This window comes from Nocardiopsis sp. KDC1DS13DA1 (genome assembly GCF_055632325.1).
This window is the reverse complement of record NZ_JBVMUY010000038.1, coordinates 59,751-74,171: the sequence shown is the minus strand read 5'-3', so window position 1 is coordinate 74,171 and position 14,421 is coordinate 59,751. Positions and strand designations below refer to the sequence as shown.

The 14,421-nt window shown below is 72.9% G+C and carries 13 protein-coding genes; 10 read left to right on the top strand and 3 right to left on the bottom strand.

All coding sequences use genetic code 11. The features are described 5' to 3' along the window. The first annotated feature begins 2 nt into the window (after nucleotides 1–2). The 8 genes from ACTVAJ_RS25050 (at nucleotide 3) to ACTVAJ_RS25015 (ending at nucleotide 9,766) form a co-directional block, all read left to right on the top strand. Entirely contained in the window at nucleotides 3–1,184 is a 1,182-nt protein-coding gene (locus ACTVAJ_RS25050) for a substrate-binding domain-containing protein (RefSeq protein WP_470390715.1), read from the top strand. Further along, entirely contained in the window at nucleotides 1,185–2,069 is an 885-nt protein-coding gene (locus ACTVAJ_RS25045; protein WP_470390714.1) for a sugar phosphate isomerase/epimerase family protein, read from the top strand. A 61-nt stretch (nucleotides 2,070–2,130) separates the two neighbouring features. Continuing rightward, entirely contained in the window at nucleotides 2,131–3,135 is a 1,005-nt protein-coding gene (locus tag ACTVAJ_RS25040) for a sugar phosphate isomerase/epimerase family protein (RefSeq protein WP_470390713.1), read from the top strand. A 138-nt stretch (nucleotides 3,136–3,273) separates the two neighbouring features. Beyond that, the gene (locus ACTVAJ_RS25035) at nucleotides 3,274–3,768 is read left to right on the top strand and encodes a hypothetical protein (protein ID WP_470390712.1); all 495 of its coding nucleotides are present in this window, start codon (nucleotides 3,274–3,276) and stop codon (nucleotides 3,766–3,768) included. Between the two features lie 186 nt (nucleotides 3,769–3,954). Beyond that, nucleotides 3,955–5,127: a calcium/sodium antiporter gene (locus tag ACTVAJ_RS25030; protein WP_470390711.1), complete on the top strand. Its 1,173-nt coding sequence runs from the start codon at nucleotides 3,955–3,957 to the stop codon at nucleotides 5,125–5,127. A gap of 160 nt (nucleotides 5,128–5,287) precedes the next feature. After that, nucleotides 5,288–5,743: a LuxR C-terminal-related transcriptional regulator gene (locus tag ACTVAJ_RS25025; protein ID WP_470390710.1), complete on the top strand. Its 456-nt coding sequence runs from the start codon at nucleotides 5,288–5,290 to the stop codon at nucleotides 5,741–5,743. A gap of 296 nt (nucleotides 5,744–6,039) precedes the next feature. After that, on the top strand, nucleotides 6,040–6,372 hold the full coding sequence (locus tag ACTVAJ_RS25020) for a YciI family protein (protein WP_470390709.1): 333 nt from the start codon (nucleotides 6,040–6,042) through the stop codon (nucleotides 6,370–6,372). Nucleotides 6,373–6,733: 361 nt separating this feature from the next. Further along, a complete protein-coding gene (locus tag ACTVAJ_RS25015; RefSeq protein WP_470390708.1) occupies nucleotides 6,734–9,766 on the top strand; it encodes a glycosyl hydrolase in 3,033 nt (1,010 codons plus the stop codon). Between the two features lie 126 nt (nucleotides 9,767–9,892). Here ACTVAJ_RS25015 and ACTVAJ_RS25010 read toward each other — a convergent pair whose 3' ends face one another. Continuing rightward, nucleotides 9,893–10,474, bottom strand: coding sequence for a TetR/AcrR family transcriptional regulator (locus tag ACTVAJ_RS25010; RefSeq protein ID WP_470390707.1), 582 nt, complete (start codon nucleotides 10,472–10,474; stop codon nucleotides 9,893–9,895). 109 nt (nucleotides 10,475–10,583) lie between these two features. Between ACTVAJ_RS25010 and ACTVAJ_RS25005 the strand changes: the two genes are divergently transcribed. Together ACTVAJ_RS25005 and ACTVAJ_RS25000 are read left to right on the top strand one after the other, a co-directional pair. After that, complete coding sequence (locus tag ACTVAJ_RS25005) at nucleotides 10,584–11,036, top strand: tautomerase family protein (RefSeq protein WP_470390706.1); 453 nt, start codon at nucleotides 10,584–10,586, stop codon at nucleotides 11,034–11,036. Further along, entirely contained in the window at nucleotides 11,029–12,054 is a 1,026-nt protein-coding gene (locus ACTVAJ_RS25000) for a zinc-dependent alcohol dehydrogenase (protein WP_470390705.1), read from the top strand. Before ACTVAJ_RS25005 ends, ACTVAJ_RS25000 begins: the two co-directional genes overlap by 8 nt. Nucleotides 12,055–12,093: 39 nt before the next feature. Here the strand turns inward: ACTVAJ_RS25000 and ACTVAJ_RS24995 are convergent, their stop codons facing one another. Next, nucleotides 12,094–13,260 (bottom strand): zinc-dependent alcohol dehydrogenase, encoded by a 1,167-nt coding sequence (locus tag ACTVAJ_RS24995; protein ID WP_470390704.1) that lies wholly within the window; start codon nucleotides 13,258–13,260, stop codon nucleotides 12,094–12,096. Between the two features lie 383 nt (nucleotides 13,261–13,643). Beyond that, nucleotides 13,644–14,420, bottom strand: coding sequence for a methyltransferase domain-containing protein (locus ACTVAJ_RS24990; RefSeq protein WP_470390703.1), 777 nt, complete (start codon nucleotides 14,418–14,420; stop codon nucleotides 13,644–13,646). Between the last annotated feature and the right edge of the window lies 1 nt (nucleotide 14,421).

The following is a 14,421-nucleotide window of genomic DNA, read 5'->3' as shown; positions in this document are numbered from 1 at the left end:
CCATGCGCGTCCCCCACGTGCTGCTGGCCGGTGCCGCCGGCCTGACCCTGGTCCTGACGGCGTGCACGACCGACACCCCCGACGGGTCCGACCTGGTCCCGGACGGAGAGTGGTTCGACCAGGCGGAGTTCGACGCCCAGCTCGCCCAACGCTCCCTCACCCCCGAGGGCTCCCCGGACGAGCCCTGGCTCCAGGCGATCGCCCCCGAGTGGACCGACACCTCCGCGTTCGCCCTCGACGACCCGGGCGAGGCCACCGTGTGCTTCTCCAACGCCTCGGTGTCCAACCCCTGGCGGGTCACCGGGTTCATCACCATGGAGCAGCAGGCGGAGGCGCTCCGGGCGGAGGGCCGGATCGGCGACTTCCGGGTGTCGGACGCCGCCGACGACGACAACCAGCAGATCTCCGACATCCAGGCGTTCGTGGACTCCGGCGACTGCGACGCGATCATCGTCTCGCCGTCCACCACCGCCACCCTGACCCCGGCCGTGGAGACCGCCTGTGAGAGCGGCGTCCCCGTCATCGTGTTCGACCGGGGCGTCAACACCGACTGCATGGTGACCTTCATCCACCCGATCGGCGGCTACGCCTACGGCGCCGACGCAGCCGAGTTCCTCGTGGAGAACCTGGAGCCCGGTTCGACCGTGCTGGCGCTGCGTATCCTGCCCGGCGTCGACGTGCTGGAACACCGCTGGGCCGCCGCTCAGGCCGTCTTCGGCGAGAGCGGACTGGAGGTGATCGGCCACGAGTTCACCGGCGGCGACGGCGCCCAGATCAAGGACCTGGTCTCCCAGCACCTGCAGCGCGGCCCGGTGGACGGCATCTGGATGGACGCCGGGGACGGCGCGGTCGCCGCCCTGGAGGCGTTCGAGGACGCCGGACAGCCCTATCCGGTCATGACGGGCGAGGACGAGCTGAGTTTCCTGCGCAAGTGGGACGAGGAGGACATCACCGCGATCGCACCGGTCTACTCCAACTTCCAGTGGCGCACCCCGGTCCTGGCGGCGAGCATGATCCTGGCCGGTGAGGAGGTCCCCGCCGAGTGGATCCTGCCGCAGGAGCCCATCCGCGAGGACGACCTGCGGGACTTCCTGGACCGCAACGCGGACATGCCGTCCCTGCACTACGCCAAGTTCGGCGGCGAGGATCTGCCGGGCTTCCCCGAGGCGTGGGAGGAGCGGTAGGTGCGGGCGCTGGGGGTCAACACCTGGGTGTGGACGTCGCCGCTGACCGACGCCGCGCTGGAGCGGATCGCGCCCCGCGTGGCCGGGTGGGGGTTCGACGCGATCGAACTGCCGGTGGAACGGGTCGGTGACTGGGACCCCCGGCGTGCCCGGCGCCTCCTGGACGGGCTGGGCCTGGCCGCCACCGTGGTGCTGGTCATGGCTCCGGGACGGGAACTGGTCGCGACCACCCCCGCCACCCGGTCGGCCACCCGGGACTACCTCAGGGCGGTCGTGGACGCGGCGGCCGCGGTCGGTTCCCCCGTGATCGCCGGACCCGCCTACGCCTCGGTCGGGCGGACCTGGCGGATGTCCGCGCGGGAGCGCGCGGGGATGCGCGCCGAGCTGACCGAGGGGCTGGCCCCCGTGGTCGACCACGCCGCCGCGGCGGGGGTCCAGGTCGCCGTCGAACCGCTCAACCGGTACGAGACCAGCGTGCTCAACACCGTGGACCAGGCCCTGGCGGCCCTGGCCGACCTGCCGGAGGAACACTGCGGGCTGGCCCTGGACGTGTACCACCTCAACATCGAGGAACGCGACGTGGCCGCCGCGATCGACCGGGCCGGGAGCAGGACCAGACACGTGCAGGTGTGCGCCAACGACCGGGGCACCCCCGGCGCCGACCACCTGGACTGGCCCGCCATCACCGCCGCCCTGGACCGGTCCGGGTACCGGGGGCCGCTGGTCATCGAGTCGTTCACCGCCGACAACGCGGCTATCGCCACCGCCGCCTCGGTGTGGCGGCCGCTGGCCGAGAGCCAGGACGCGATCGCCGTCGACGGTCTCGCCTTCCTCCGCTCCCTGCCCACCGGCCCGCGCGCCGCGGAGGGAGGCGCCGTGCGCTGAGGCCCGGCACCGAAACCGCCCGTACCGACCGACTCCCCATCCCCGCACGGAGGTAGCGAGAATGCCGCGACCCGTCACCCTGTTCACCGGCCAGTGGGCCGACCTGCCCTTCGAGGAACTGTGCTCCCTGGCGGCCGCGTGGGGCTACGACGGCCTGGAGATCGCCTGCTGGGGCGACCACCTGGACGTCACCCGCGCCGCCGAGGACGACGAGTACGTGAAGGACCGCCTGGACACGCTCGGGCGCCACGGGCTCGGCGTGTGGGCGATCTCCAACCACCTGCTCGGCCAGGCGGTCTGCGACGACCCCGTCGACCACCGCCACCGCGACATCCTGCCCGCGCGGGTGTGGGGCGACGGCGAGCCCGAGGGGGTGCGGCGCAGGGCGGCCGAGGAGATGCGCACGACGGCCCGGGCGGCGGCCAGACTGGGCGTGTCGACGGTGGTGGGCTTCACCGGTTCGGCGATCTGGAAGTACGTGGCGATGTTCCCGCCGGTGGGCGCGGACGTGATCGAGGCCGGCTACCGGGACTTCGCCGACCGCTGGAACCCGATCCTGGACGTGTTCGACGAGGTGGGGGTGCGCTTCGCGCACGAGGTGCACCCGTCGGAGATCGCCTACGACTACTGGTCCACCCAGCGGGCGCTGGAGGCGGTGGGGCACCGCCCCGCGTTCGGGCTGAACTGGGATCCCAGCCACATGCTGTGGCAGGACATCGACCCGGTGGGGTTCCTGTGGGACTTCCGGGACCGGATCTACCACGTGGACTGCAAGGACACCCGCAAACGGGTGGGCAACGGCCGCAACGGGAGGTTGGGCTCGCACCTGCCGTGGGGGGACCCGCGGCGCGGATGGGACTTCGTGTCCACCGGGCACGGCGACGTCCCGTGGGAGGACTGCTTCCGGACCCTGAACGCGATCGGCTACGAGGGGCCGGTCTCGGTCGAGTGGGAGGACGCCGGGATGGACCGCCTGGCGGGTGCCGCCGAGGCGGTGGACTTCGTCCGGGCCAACGCCTTCGATCCGCCGGAGGCCGCCTTCGACTCGGCGTTCGGCACTCCGTAGGAACCGCGGTCAGGTGGGGGCGGCGGCCCCGACTCCCTCCGGGGGCGCTGCGCGGCCCTCGGACACGCGAGCCCGCCGTCCCCGTCCCGGAGACGTCCGCGCGGGGAACCACCGCGCGGATCGCACCGTCCCAGCAGCATGAACTCCACAACCCCCACTCCCCCGAAACCCATGGGTTGCGTCAGCAGGATCTTCGTCTGGACGATGATCGTCGTCATCCCCGTGTTCACCGTCACCATCGGCCTGTTCCTCGCCGCCGACGGCCTCTCCGGGCGCGACGCCCTGGCCGACGGCCCGGTGGGCACGTTCACCGCCACCGACAAGACGTGCGGTAGGGGCAGCTGCTCCCTGGAGGGAACGTTCACCAGTGATGACGGGACGATCACCCGCCGGGGCGTGGACCTGAGGGACGCGATGCGCGTCGGTTCGGGCGATCCCCTACCGCCGCCCATCGACGACGTGCGTCTGGACACCGGGGCCAGCAGACCCACTGCCTACACAGCTGACTACTCATGGGGGTGGGCCGTGGTGGCGGGGGCCGGGATCACCGTCGTGGGACCGGTGTTCTCGGTCGGTCTGGCCGTGGGAACGAGGCGCTACCAGGCCAGGGCTCTGGCCGGGGGCGGCCGCTGATTGCGGGCGCCGGTACCTCGCCGGGTGCGGCACCCGCGCCACCCGGCACGCGACCCGGGCACCGCCACCTCGGCCACGGCAGGCTCGGTACGGTCCGGGCGGGGAGGAACCGAGTAGTCTGCATGGCGAAACCCCGCAGCGGACGGGCATGCCGAGCGCGGCACGGCGGATGATCGAAGGGTTCGAGTGAACGCACTGGTGGTTCTCGCTCTGGTGGCGGGGTTCGTCCTGTTGGTGGCCGGAGGCGAGACACTCGTACGGGGCGCCAGCTCCCTGGCGCGGAGTCTGGGGATGTCCTCGCTGGTCGTGGGGCTGACCGTGGTGTCGTTCACGACGTCGGCACCCGAACTGGCGGTCAGTACCGACGCCGCGCTCTCCGGGTACCCGGGCCTGGCCGTGGGCAACGTCGTGGGCAGCAACATCGCCAACATCCTGTTGGTGCTCGGCACGTCGGCGCTGTTCGTTCCCCTGGCCGCGCACTCGCAGGTCGTGCGCGCCGACATCCCGGTGATGGCGGCGTTGTCCGTGGTGGTGCTCCTGATGGCCCTGGACGGGAACCTGAGCCGTTTCGAGGGCGCCGCGCTGTTCGTGATCCTGGTGGTCTACGTCACCGTCACGGTGATCGTCTCCCGGCGGCGGGCGACGGGCGGTCCGGGCTCCTCCGTGCGGGCGGACGCCGACGGCACCGGACCCGGTGCGCACGGCCCGGTCCGCGGCACCACGCGGACCAGGCGCGTTCTGGTGGACGTGGTGCTCGTGGTCCTGGGCGCGGGTCTGCTGGTGGCGGGGGCGCGGCTGCTGGTGTACGGGGCCAGCGCGATCGCGACGGCGCTGGGGGTGAGCGACCTGCTCATCGGACTGACCGTGGTCGCGATCGGTACGTCGCTGCCCGAGCTGGTGACCGCTGTGGTCGCGGTGGTGCGCGGCGAGCGCGACATGGCGGTGGGCAACATCGTGGGCAGCAACGTGTTCAACATCGGCGCGGTGCTCGGGCTGACCGCCGTCGTGTCGCCCGTGGGGATCGCCGTCGCGCCGACGGCCGTGCGGTTCGACCTGCCGATCATGACGGCGGTGGCCCTGGTCCTGCTGCCGATCGCCCTGACCAGGTTCGAGGTGGAGCGCTGGGAGGGCGCGCTGCTCGTCGGGTTCTACGCCGCCTACCTCACCTACCTGGCCCTGGAGGCCACCGGACACGCGGCCCTGCGGCCCTTCAGCGCCGCGATGCTGTGGTTCGTCATCCCGCTCACCGCGGTGTGGCTGCTGTCGGTGGCGGTCTACGAACTGAGCACGCGGCGCGGCAGGAGGAAGCACACGGCCCCCCGCACGACACCGGACGCGCGGGGGCGGACACCGGGGTGAGGGACGGGACCGCGCAGGAAGGAAGCGGCCTCCCGGCACCGGTCCCGGGAGGCCGGGGCTCCTGATCGCCGGCGTGGGTACGAGAGCCGGACCTGGGGCACGATCTCTCGGGTCATCACCGCGGTGCGGCGCGGAGCCGCCCGACAACAGCGACGACGGGTTGCGCGCGGCACTCGACATCACCCGCACCCGTCCGGGCGTGGGCATCCTCGTCCTGTCGCAGTACGTCATCCGGGGCACCGCGACCGAACTGCTGAACAGCGCGACGTCCGGTATCGGCTACCTGCTCAAGGACCGTGTCGGAGAGGTCGACGAACTGATCGGCACGCTGGAGCAGGTGGCTGCGGGCGGAACGGTCATCGACCCCGAGGTGGTGCGGGGGCTGCTGGAGCGCCAGCGCAACCGGTCGGTCCTGGACCGGCTGTCCCCCCGGGAAAGGCAGGTCCTGGGACTGATGGCACGGGGGCGCTCGAACGCGGCGATCGCCGGAGAACTGGTGATCACCGAAGCGGCGGTGGCGAAGAACATCAGCGGAATCTTCGCGAAACTCAACCTGCCGGTCGCACCGCAGGACAACCGGCGGGTCCTGGCCGTGCTCGTCTATCTGGGCACGTGAGTCAGGGGCATGATGTCCCGGAATCCGTGCGGAAGGTTCTCCTTGCGGAATTCGACGGAGTTCCGGTGTTCGCGGACGAGTTCCCAGGTGTGGCCGATGCGTGTCAGGCCGGGTTGACGAAGGCCTTGAACAGGGCAGAAAACACTGCCTTCGACAACGGGCCGGTACGACGGCCGCGAGAGGACGTCCGCGCGGCTTGTCAAGGCGTATTTCCCCTACGGCGCGACGATGGGTGTGGGTACGGTCGGTGGGCGGTACCGGTGAGCACTCCGCACGTATGAGAGGAAGGTCCTGTTGTGGCGAAATTCGTGATTATCGGGTACGGAGACCAGGACGGCTACGACCGCACCGACGCGGCTGTACGGGACGAGGCGCACGCGCATGACGCCCGCCTACGTGAGGCGGGAGCTGTTCTGGGTATCGCCGGCTCACCCGTACAGGTGAGCAACCACGACGGAGCCGGCACGGCGGTCGAGCGCGGCCCCTTCATGTCCTCGACCCTCCCGGTGGCCGGGTTCGGGATCATCGAGGCCGCGAGCGTCGAGGAAGCCGTCCAACTCGTGTCGAAGACCCCGTGCGCGGTCGCACAGGGCGTGGTCGAGGTCTGGCCGTTGCGGGAATCGTCCTAGCACTCCCACCGGCCGGTACGTCGAAGGCGGGCCGGCCGGGTCGATCATGCCGCGGTGCGGTGGGGTCGGCACCCCTACGGGTGCGGGCGACAGACCGGCGAAACCCACGCGAGTGAAACGTTCTCATAACACCGACCCCCCTCCCGGATCCCGCATGCCCGACAACAGCCGTGGACACAACGGCCTTCCAACAAGGGGGGTGAAGTTTCCCCGCACAACCATTGACCATCGGGGCGATCTGATGGAAACTTCATTGAAACGTTTTAAGGCCGCTCTCCGGCCTGCCCTCCGTGTGCGCGCACGACCTCCCCCTGCCCCCTCCGCCGCGCCCTGCTCCAGCGAGCGCAGGAAGGAAACCCCCATGCCCCGCCACACACCACCGCCCGCGGAAGACCCGTCCTCCTCCGGCCTCACCACCACACGCCGCCTGTTCCTGGGGCTGAGCGCCGCCGCGGGCACGGCCGCGACCCTGCCGACCGTCCTCGGTACACCCTCGGCCGCAGCGGCCCCGCAGGCCTTCACCAGCGGCTTCGAAGCTCCGGCGGCCACGACCCGGGCCAAGTTCCGCTGGTGGTGGCCGCACGGCCTGGTCGACCCGCAGGAGGTGGCACGCGAGATCGACCAGGCCGCCGACGCCGGGTTCGGCGGCATGGAGGTGGCCGACGTCCACCACAGCTCCTCGGAGTCGCTCGACCCCGAGGGGCACGGTTGGGGCACCGGGCCCTGGCGCCGGGCCGTGGAGGCGGCCCTGTCCCGGGCCGAGGAGCGCGGGATCGTCGTCGACATGACCATCGGCCCGTCCTGGCCCGCCGCGGTGCCCACCCTCACCCCGCAGGACGGGGCCGCCGTACGCGAACTCGCCCACGGCGTGCGCTACCTCGCCTCCGGTGAGGAGACCTCGGGCGCCCTGCCCGACCCCGTGGCGGAGCCGGGGCACGGGGTCGAGTCGCGCGCACTCCTCGCCGTGCAGGCGGTACGCCTGGCCGAGGGCGCCTCTCCCGAGGACAGGCGCACCGCCCTGAGCGCCGACACCCTGCGGGACCTGACCGCGTCGGTGCGGGACCAGGAGCTGACCTGGACCGCCCCGGGCGAGGGGGACGGCTCCACCTGGGCCCTCATCGCCTACTGGGAGCGCGGTTCGGGCCAGCGCCCCGAGGGCGGACCGCACACCGAACCGATCTCCTACGTGGTCGACCACTTCGGCCGCGCCGGAGCCCAGGCGGTCATCGACTTCTGGGAGGAGAACGTCCTCACCTCCCGGATCCGCTCCCTGCTCCGGGGGCCCGCGGGCGGCGCGGTCTTCGAGGACTCCATCGAGATGGAGACCGACGCGACCCTGTGGACGCACGGCCTGCCCGCCGCCTTCGAGGCCCACCACGGCTACGACCCGCTGCCCTACCTGCCGGTCCTGGTGCGTGTGGACGAGGACCAGGTCTTCTCCTTCGACCCCGACACCGACCGCCGGGTGCTGAACGACTTCAACGACCTGCTCTCCCAGCTCTACATCGACCACCACATCACTCCCCTCCAGGAGTGGGCGCACGGGCTCGGGATGGGCTACCGGATCCAGCCCTACGGCCTGCAGACCGACGCCGTGGCCAAGGCCGCCGTCGTCGACACCGCCGAGGGCGAGTCCCTGGGTTTCAAGAACCTCGACGACTTCCGTTCCCTGGCCGGAGGGCGTGATCTGGGCGGCAAGAAGGTGCTCAGCAGCGAGGCCGGCGCGGTCTACGGCGGCTCCTACAGCACCACGTGGGACCGGACCGTGCGCACCATCGCGCGCGAGTACGCCGCAGGCGTGAACATGGCGGTCCTGCACGGATTCTCCTACGCCGACGCGCCCGGAGCACAGTGGCCGGGGTTCGCGGCCTTCACCCCCTACGGCGGCGGGGTCGGTTACAGCGAGTCCTGGGGACCGCGCCACCCCACCTGGCAGCACGTGTCCGACGTCTCCGGCTTCCTCGCGCGGGCCCAGCACACCCTCCAGACGGGTACCTCCACGGTCGACGTGGCCTTCCTCCGCCAGAAGGGCTACGCCGGATCGGGCTTCGGGGCCGCCTACTTCAGCCACGAGGGGGTACGCCGGGGCTGGACGCACCAGTTCGTCAGTCCCCGCCTGCTGCGCATCACCGAACCGCGGGTGGAGGGGGGCCGGCTGGCCCCCGAGGGGCCCGCCTACAGCCTGCTGGTCTTCGAGGGGGACGCGTTCAGCGGACGGCTCCCCACCATGGAGCTGGACACCGCCCGGCGGATGGTGGAGTACGCGCGGTCGGGGTTGAGGATCCTCGTCGTCGGCGACTGGAGCGCCCCGCAGGAACCGGGGAGCGACCAGAGCTCGGCGGAGGAGCTGACCCGGACCATGGCGGAACTGCTCGCCGAACCCGGCGTGCACCGGGTCGACACCCGCGAGGACATACCCGACGGTCTCGCGGCGCTGGACGCGCGGCCCGCCGTCTCCTACGCCCAGGAGTCCCCGCTGCTGCACGCGCGGCGCCGGGGCGACGGGCTGGAGCTGTACTACCTCACCAACAGTTCCGACTCCGAGACCGTGGACCACCGGGTCACCCTCCCCGCCGACATCGACCACGCCTATCCCTTCGCTCTGGACCTGTGGAGCGGACGGATCACCCCCCTGCCCGAGCACACGCGCGGCGACGGAACCGTCGACGTCGGCGTGCGCCTGGCTCCGGGGGCCTCGACGGTGATCGCCCTCGCCCCGCCCTCGTGGACGGCGGGCCACGGCGATCCGGGGCGCAGGATGCCGCCGGGGCGGCTGAAGAAGCTGCGTGTGGACAGCACCGACGCCGACGAGGTGCGTGTGGAGGGCGGAAGGGCCGTGGTGCGGGCCTCCTCCGCTGGCACCTACACCACCGCCCTCTCCGACGGGAGCACCGCCGCCACGACCGTCGGCTCCGTCGGCGACCCGGTCGACCTGACCTCCTGGGAACTGGAGGTGGAGGACTGGCGGCCCGGAGGGTCGACCACCGACACCGAGGTCGTCCTGCACGAGCGCTCCCTGTCCTCCCTCGTCCCCTGGCGGGAGATCGAGGGACTGGCCGACACCTCCGGTATCGGCCGCTACACCACCACCGTCGACCTGGGCGAGGGGTGGACCGGAGGACACGGCGCCCTCCTGGACCTGGGCCGGTTGAGCGACACCTTCCGCGTCACGGTCAACGACACGGACCTGCCGCCCTGCGACCAGCAGGACACCGTGGTCGACGTCGGCCCCTGGCTGCGCGGCGGCACCAACACGATCCGGGTCGAGGTGGCCACCACCCTGATCAACCGCATGCGGGTGTTCCGCCCCGACGTCTACGGCGACGTGTCCCGACAGGACCACGGACTGCTGGGCCCGGTGCGGCTGCTGCCCTACGGCCAGGCCGAACTGTGACCGCCCCCGTCCGGGCGGTGCGCCGCGCACCGCCCGGACGGGCACGGGGGACACCGGTTCGGCGGGAGGTTCCCGCCGGGCGCTCTCCGGCGGCCGCGACGACCCCGCCGGGGTGCCCGCGGCTCCTTACTCCGTCGCGGCCCGGATGAGGGCATCCAGCTGTACCTCCACGGCGTCCAGGGAGGCCGTGGAGCGCTGGGCGCGGCACATCGCGACGGCGCCCTCCACCGCGGCGACGGCGAGCGCGGCCAGCCGCGCGGCCTGCTCCGGCGGCGTCCCGTGCTCGCGCAACGAGGCCGACAACAGGCCCTGCCAGGTGTCGAAGACCTCGGCCGCCGCCTCCAGGGCCGCGGGCCGCTCCTCGGTCTGGGGCTCCTCGATGGCCACCGCCAGGACCGGGCACCCCACGCGGTAGTCGTTGTCGACGATGACCGCGCGCCACAGGTCGAGGTAGGCGCGCAGCCCGGCCGCCGGCCCCTTCCGCAGCGCACGCCGCAGGCCCGCGGCGACCGTGTCCCCGGCGAAGCGCACGGCCTCGGCGGCCAACTGCCCCTTCCCGCCGGGGAAGTAGTGGTAGGTCGAGCCGAGCGGCGCGCCGGCGTGCTTGGCCGTCTCACGGATGCTCGTGGCGTTCAGTCCGCGTCGGCCGAGCATGTCGGCAGCACCGACCACGATCCGTTCGCGCGCGGAGAGCTCGTTCTCGCTCACGTGGGCAACCCCTCGACTCACTTCGTCATGACAGTCGTTATAGTCTACTCCCATCTTCGCTTATAACGACTGTCATAAGCGCGTTGTGACCGGTGAGAGAGGACGCGGCATGCCCATGATCCGACTGACCTGCCCTTCGGGGGCGTTGACCGAGCCGGGGCGCGCGAGCGTCCGGCGCGATCTGGCCGAGGTGCTGTTGCGCTGGGAGGGGGCTCCCGACACGGCGTTCTTCCGCGCCCAGGCGTGGAGCCACCTCGACGAACTCCCCGCGGGAGCCCAGACCACCGCGGAGGACGAGGACCCGCGGTTCCTGGTCGACGTGACCGTGCCCGAGGGCGCGCTCTCGGACCGGCGCAGGGCCGGCCTGGTCCAGGACGCGACCCGCGTCGTGCTGGAGGCCGCGGACCTGGCGCGGGACCAGGCCCTGCGCGTGTGGGTGCTGATCCACGAACAGCCCGACGGCACGTGGGGAGCGGGAGGGTCCGTCATCCGCCTCGCCGACCTGGTCGCCATGGCGGGCGGCGCGCGGAACGGGGAAGACGGGGAGCGGAGCGGTGCGTGAGCTGACCTACACCGGACGGCGGGCGGTGGAGTGGCGCGAGTCCCCCGACCCCGTGCTCGACTCCGACCTGGGGGCGATCGTGGCCCCCGTCGCGGCGACCTCCTGCGACGTGGACTCGGCGATCCTGGCCGGGCACGGCTTCGTCGACCCGCCCTTCCCCCTCGGGCACGAGTGCGTGGCCCGGGTCGTGGACGTCGGCGACGCGGTGACCGGGGCGGCCCCCGGTGATCTGGTGGTGGTGCCCTGGTCGATCAGCTGCGGCGCCTGCGCCCCGTGCCGGTCCGGCCTCACCGCCCACTGCGCCTCCGTGCCGCACATGGCCATGTACGGGGCCCCGATCGGCGGATCCTGGGGCGGCCTGTTCTCGGACCTGGTCCGTGTGCCCTGGGCCGACGCCATGCTCGTCCCCCTGCCCGCGGGCCTGGACCCGGTGGCCATGGCCTCGGCCAGCGACAACTGGTCACTGGCCTGGCGCCTGGTCGCCCCGCACCTGAAGGCCCGGCCGGGGGCGCGGGTCCTGGTGGTGGCGCGCGGCAGCATCGGCCTGTACGTGTGCGACATCGCCCGCGCGCTGGGAGCCGGGGACGTCCTGTACGCGGACCCCGACCCCGGCCACCGCGCGATCGCCGAGAGCTTCGGCGCCCGCACCGTCCAGACCCCGGAGCCGGTCCGCCACGGGTTCGACATCGCGGTGGAGGCGACCGGCCGCGTCGACCAGCTGGAAGCCGCCCTCAGGAGCCTGGCGCCCGAGGGGATCTGCGAGAGCGCCGGCAACCACTTCCGGCCGGGCGGGCTACCGCTGCTGGACATGTACCTGACCGGCGTCACCCTGAGGATCGCCCGCGACAACGTCCGCGGCCACATCCCCGACGCCCTGTCGCTGGCGGCCTCGGGCACGGTGAACCCCGAGCGCGTGGTCTCCCATGTCCTGGACTGGGAGGACCTGCCCCAGGCTCTGCCCGGGCGCCACCTCAAGCCCGTCTTCGTGCGGGGCGACCTCCTGCCCGAGACGCGCTGACCCGGTGCCGCCCCACCGGGGCGGGGCGGCACCGGTGGCCTATCCGGCGGGTTCGGTGGCCAGGACCGGATCACGCCGCAGGACGACCTTGGTGGTCCTGCGGGCGTAGGCCCGGGGAGCCTGGTCCCAGTCCGCGGTCACCGTGGTGACCCGTTCGGCCTCGAACCCGGTGCGCGCCACGAAGCCGAGCAGCTCCTCCAGCACCGCGCGGGGGTGGGAGACCCCCAGGCGCAGGGTGGCGTCGGTGGCGTACATCCGCATGAGCGGCACCCGGGTGGCCGGGGCCACGTAGTAGCCCACCGCCGTGCACACGCCGCCCGGGGCCAGTGCCCGCACGGCACGCCGCAGGCCCCGGGCTCCCGAGGTGGCCTCCACCGCCACGTCGTAGCCGCCCCGGCGGGGTCTGGTGCCGGGATCGTTCAGCGGGCGGGTCCGGGCGCCGAAGGACGCGGCGATGGCGCGTCGATCGGGGTCGTCGTCGACGTAGTCGACCTCGGACGCGCCCAGGGCGACGGCGAGCCCGGCGGCGTACAACCCGATGCTCTTGGCTCCCCCGCCCAGGACGAGCACCGTCCCGGCGGGCCGTTCGGCCAGCGGCCCGGCGACCGTGCGCCAGGCGTCGGCGAGGTTGTCGCTGGCCGCGGCCACGCGTGCCGAGGGGACGCCGTCGGGGACGGGCACGAGCATGTGGTCGGCGAAGGGCACCCGGAAGGCGTCGGTGACCATCCCGCCCCACTGGCCGCTGGCGGGGCCGAATCCGTAGGCGGCGAGGGTGGAGCGGGCGGTGGTGGAGCACTTGGAGGTCAGGCCGCGCCGGCACCGCTCGCAGGTGCCGCAGGAGACCGACCAGGGGACGATGACGCGGTCACCCGGCCGCACCCCGCGCACGTCCGGTCCCGTTTCCAGGACCTCGGCGACGCATTCGTGGCCGAGGGCGAACGGCCCCTGGAAGGGGACCCTGCCGCAGATCGAGCCCACCACCGGGTCGACGGCGCCCAGGGCCATCCCCGCCCACATGGCGCGGGACACGGGCCGGTGGATCGGCAGGGTGTCACCGTCGCAGCGCCCGGCCAGGAACGGGCGCACGATCGCGTCGGTCCCCTCCCGCAGGTCCGGAGCAGGGCGTTCACCCCACTCCAGCACCCCGGAGCGGAGGAACAGGAGTTCCCGCACGGTGGCATCGCGGGCGGGGTGGTGACGGTGCATGGACGCCTCCGTGTCGGCGGTGGGGGCCTTGGATTATAACGACTGTTATAGCAGGCGGCGGGTGGATCCCGCGCTCCCCCCACCTCGCGCCCTCCCCTGGGCGGCCCCGCCCCGCTGCCGACGGGACCACGCCGTCCCGGCCTCTCCCGCCCCGGCGCGCGAGGCGTCCGACCCCTGGCTTCCGGGGGCCGGGGGCTGTCGCGGCGAACCTCCCGGGCGCTCACCGCGTCGCCTGCGGGGCGTGGGCGACAGGGGAACCTGCCGCTCCGGGCGCTGGCCCCCGCTCCGGTGCCCGCGCAGGCGGGCCCCATCCGCTCGGTGGTCGCGTGGACGCGGCCGTGGGCTGCGGTCGGCACCGGGACCCGACGGGAGTCCGCCCGGATCTACGGCCCCCGGTCGGACCCCCTTCCCGGCCGGCCCCGCCCCTCCCCGAGGTGACGCCACCGCACGGGGTCCACGTCGGCCGCACCGTCCCGGAGGGAGGGCAACGCCCCGCGGTCCGCGCATTCCAGGACGAGCATCTGGTCGCCTCCGCGTTGGAACTCGTAGCCCACGCGTTCCAGCCGTGTGGCGACCCCCAGGCCCTCCAACCACGCACGCGTCCTGTCGAGTGCCGTGTACCGCCGATCACTGGTGTGGAGCAGCACGGGGAACAGGCGCACCTGCCGGTCGGCCACCCGGACCAGCTCCACGAGAGCGCTCCGGTGGAACCCCTCCCCCAGGGTCGCCCCGTAGGAGAAGAGCAGGTGGGAACTCAGGACGAGGTCGAAGGAGCGGTCGGCGAAGGGCAGGCGGGGCAGCGAGCCCTCGACGTAGCGCTCCGGTCGTGCCCGCAGGTCGGCGGCGAAGGTCCGCGCGGACTCGGTTCGGTGACGTGCGTGGTCCTCCGGGCCGCTGAACCACCCCCAGACGAACCGCGACGCGTTCTCCTCCAGGTCGGCCCGCTTGTACGCGATCTCGCGCAGGACCATCGCGCCCAGCGCGTCACGCCCCGGCCCGTACCGGGGGTCCACGGCGACCGCGTCCGTGCCCCGGGCCACCGCGCCCGCCACGAAGCTCGCGGCCCCGCCGGGGCAGTCCAGGACGCGCAGGTCCAGGTCCGCCTCCGTCAGCGCGAACATCGCCCGGTACTCCTCGAAGGACCGCGAGCTGACGAGCACG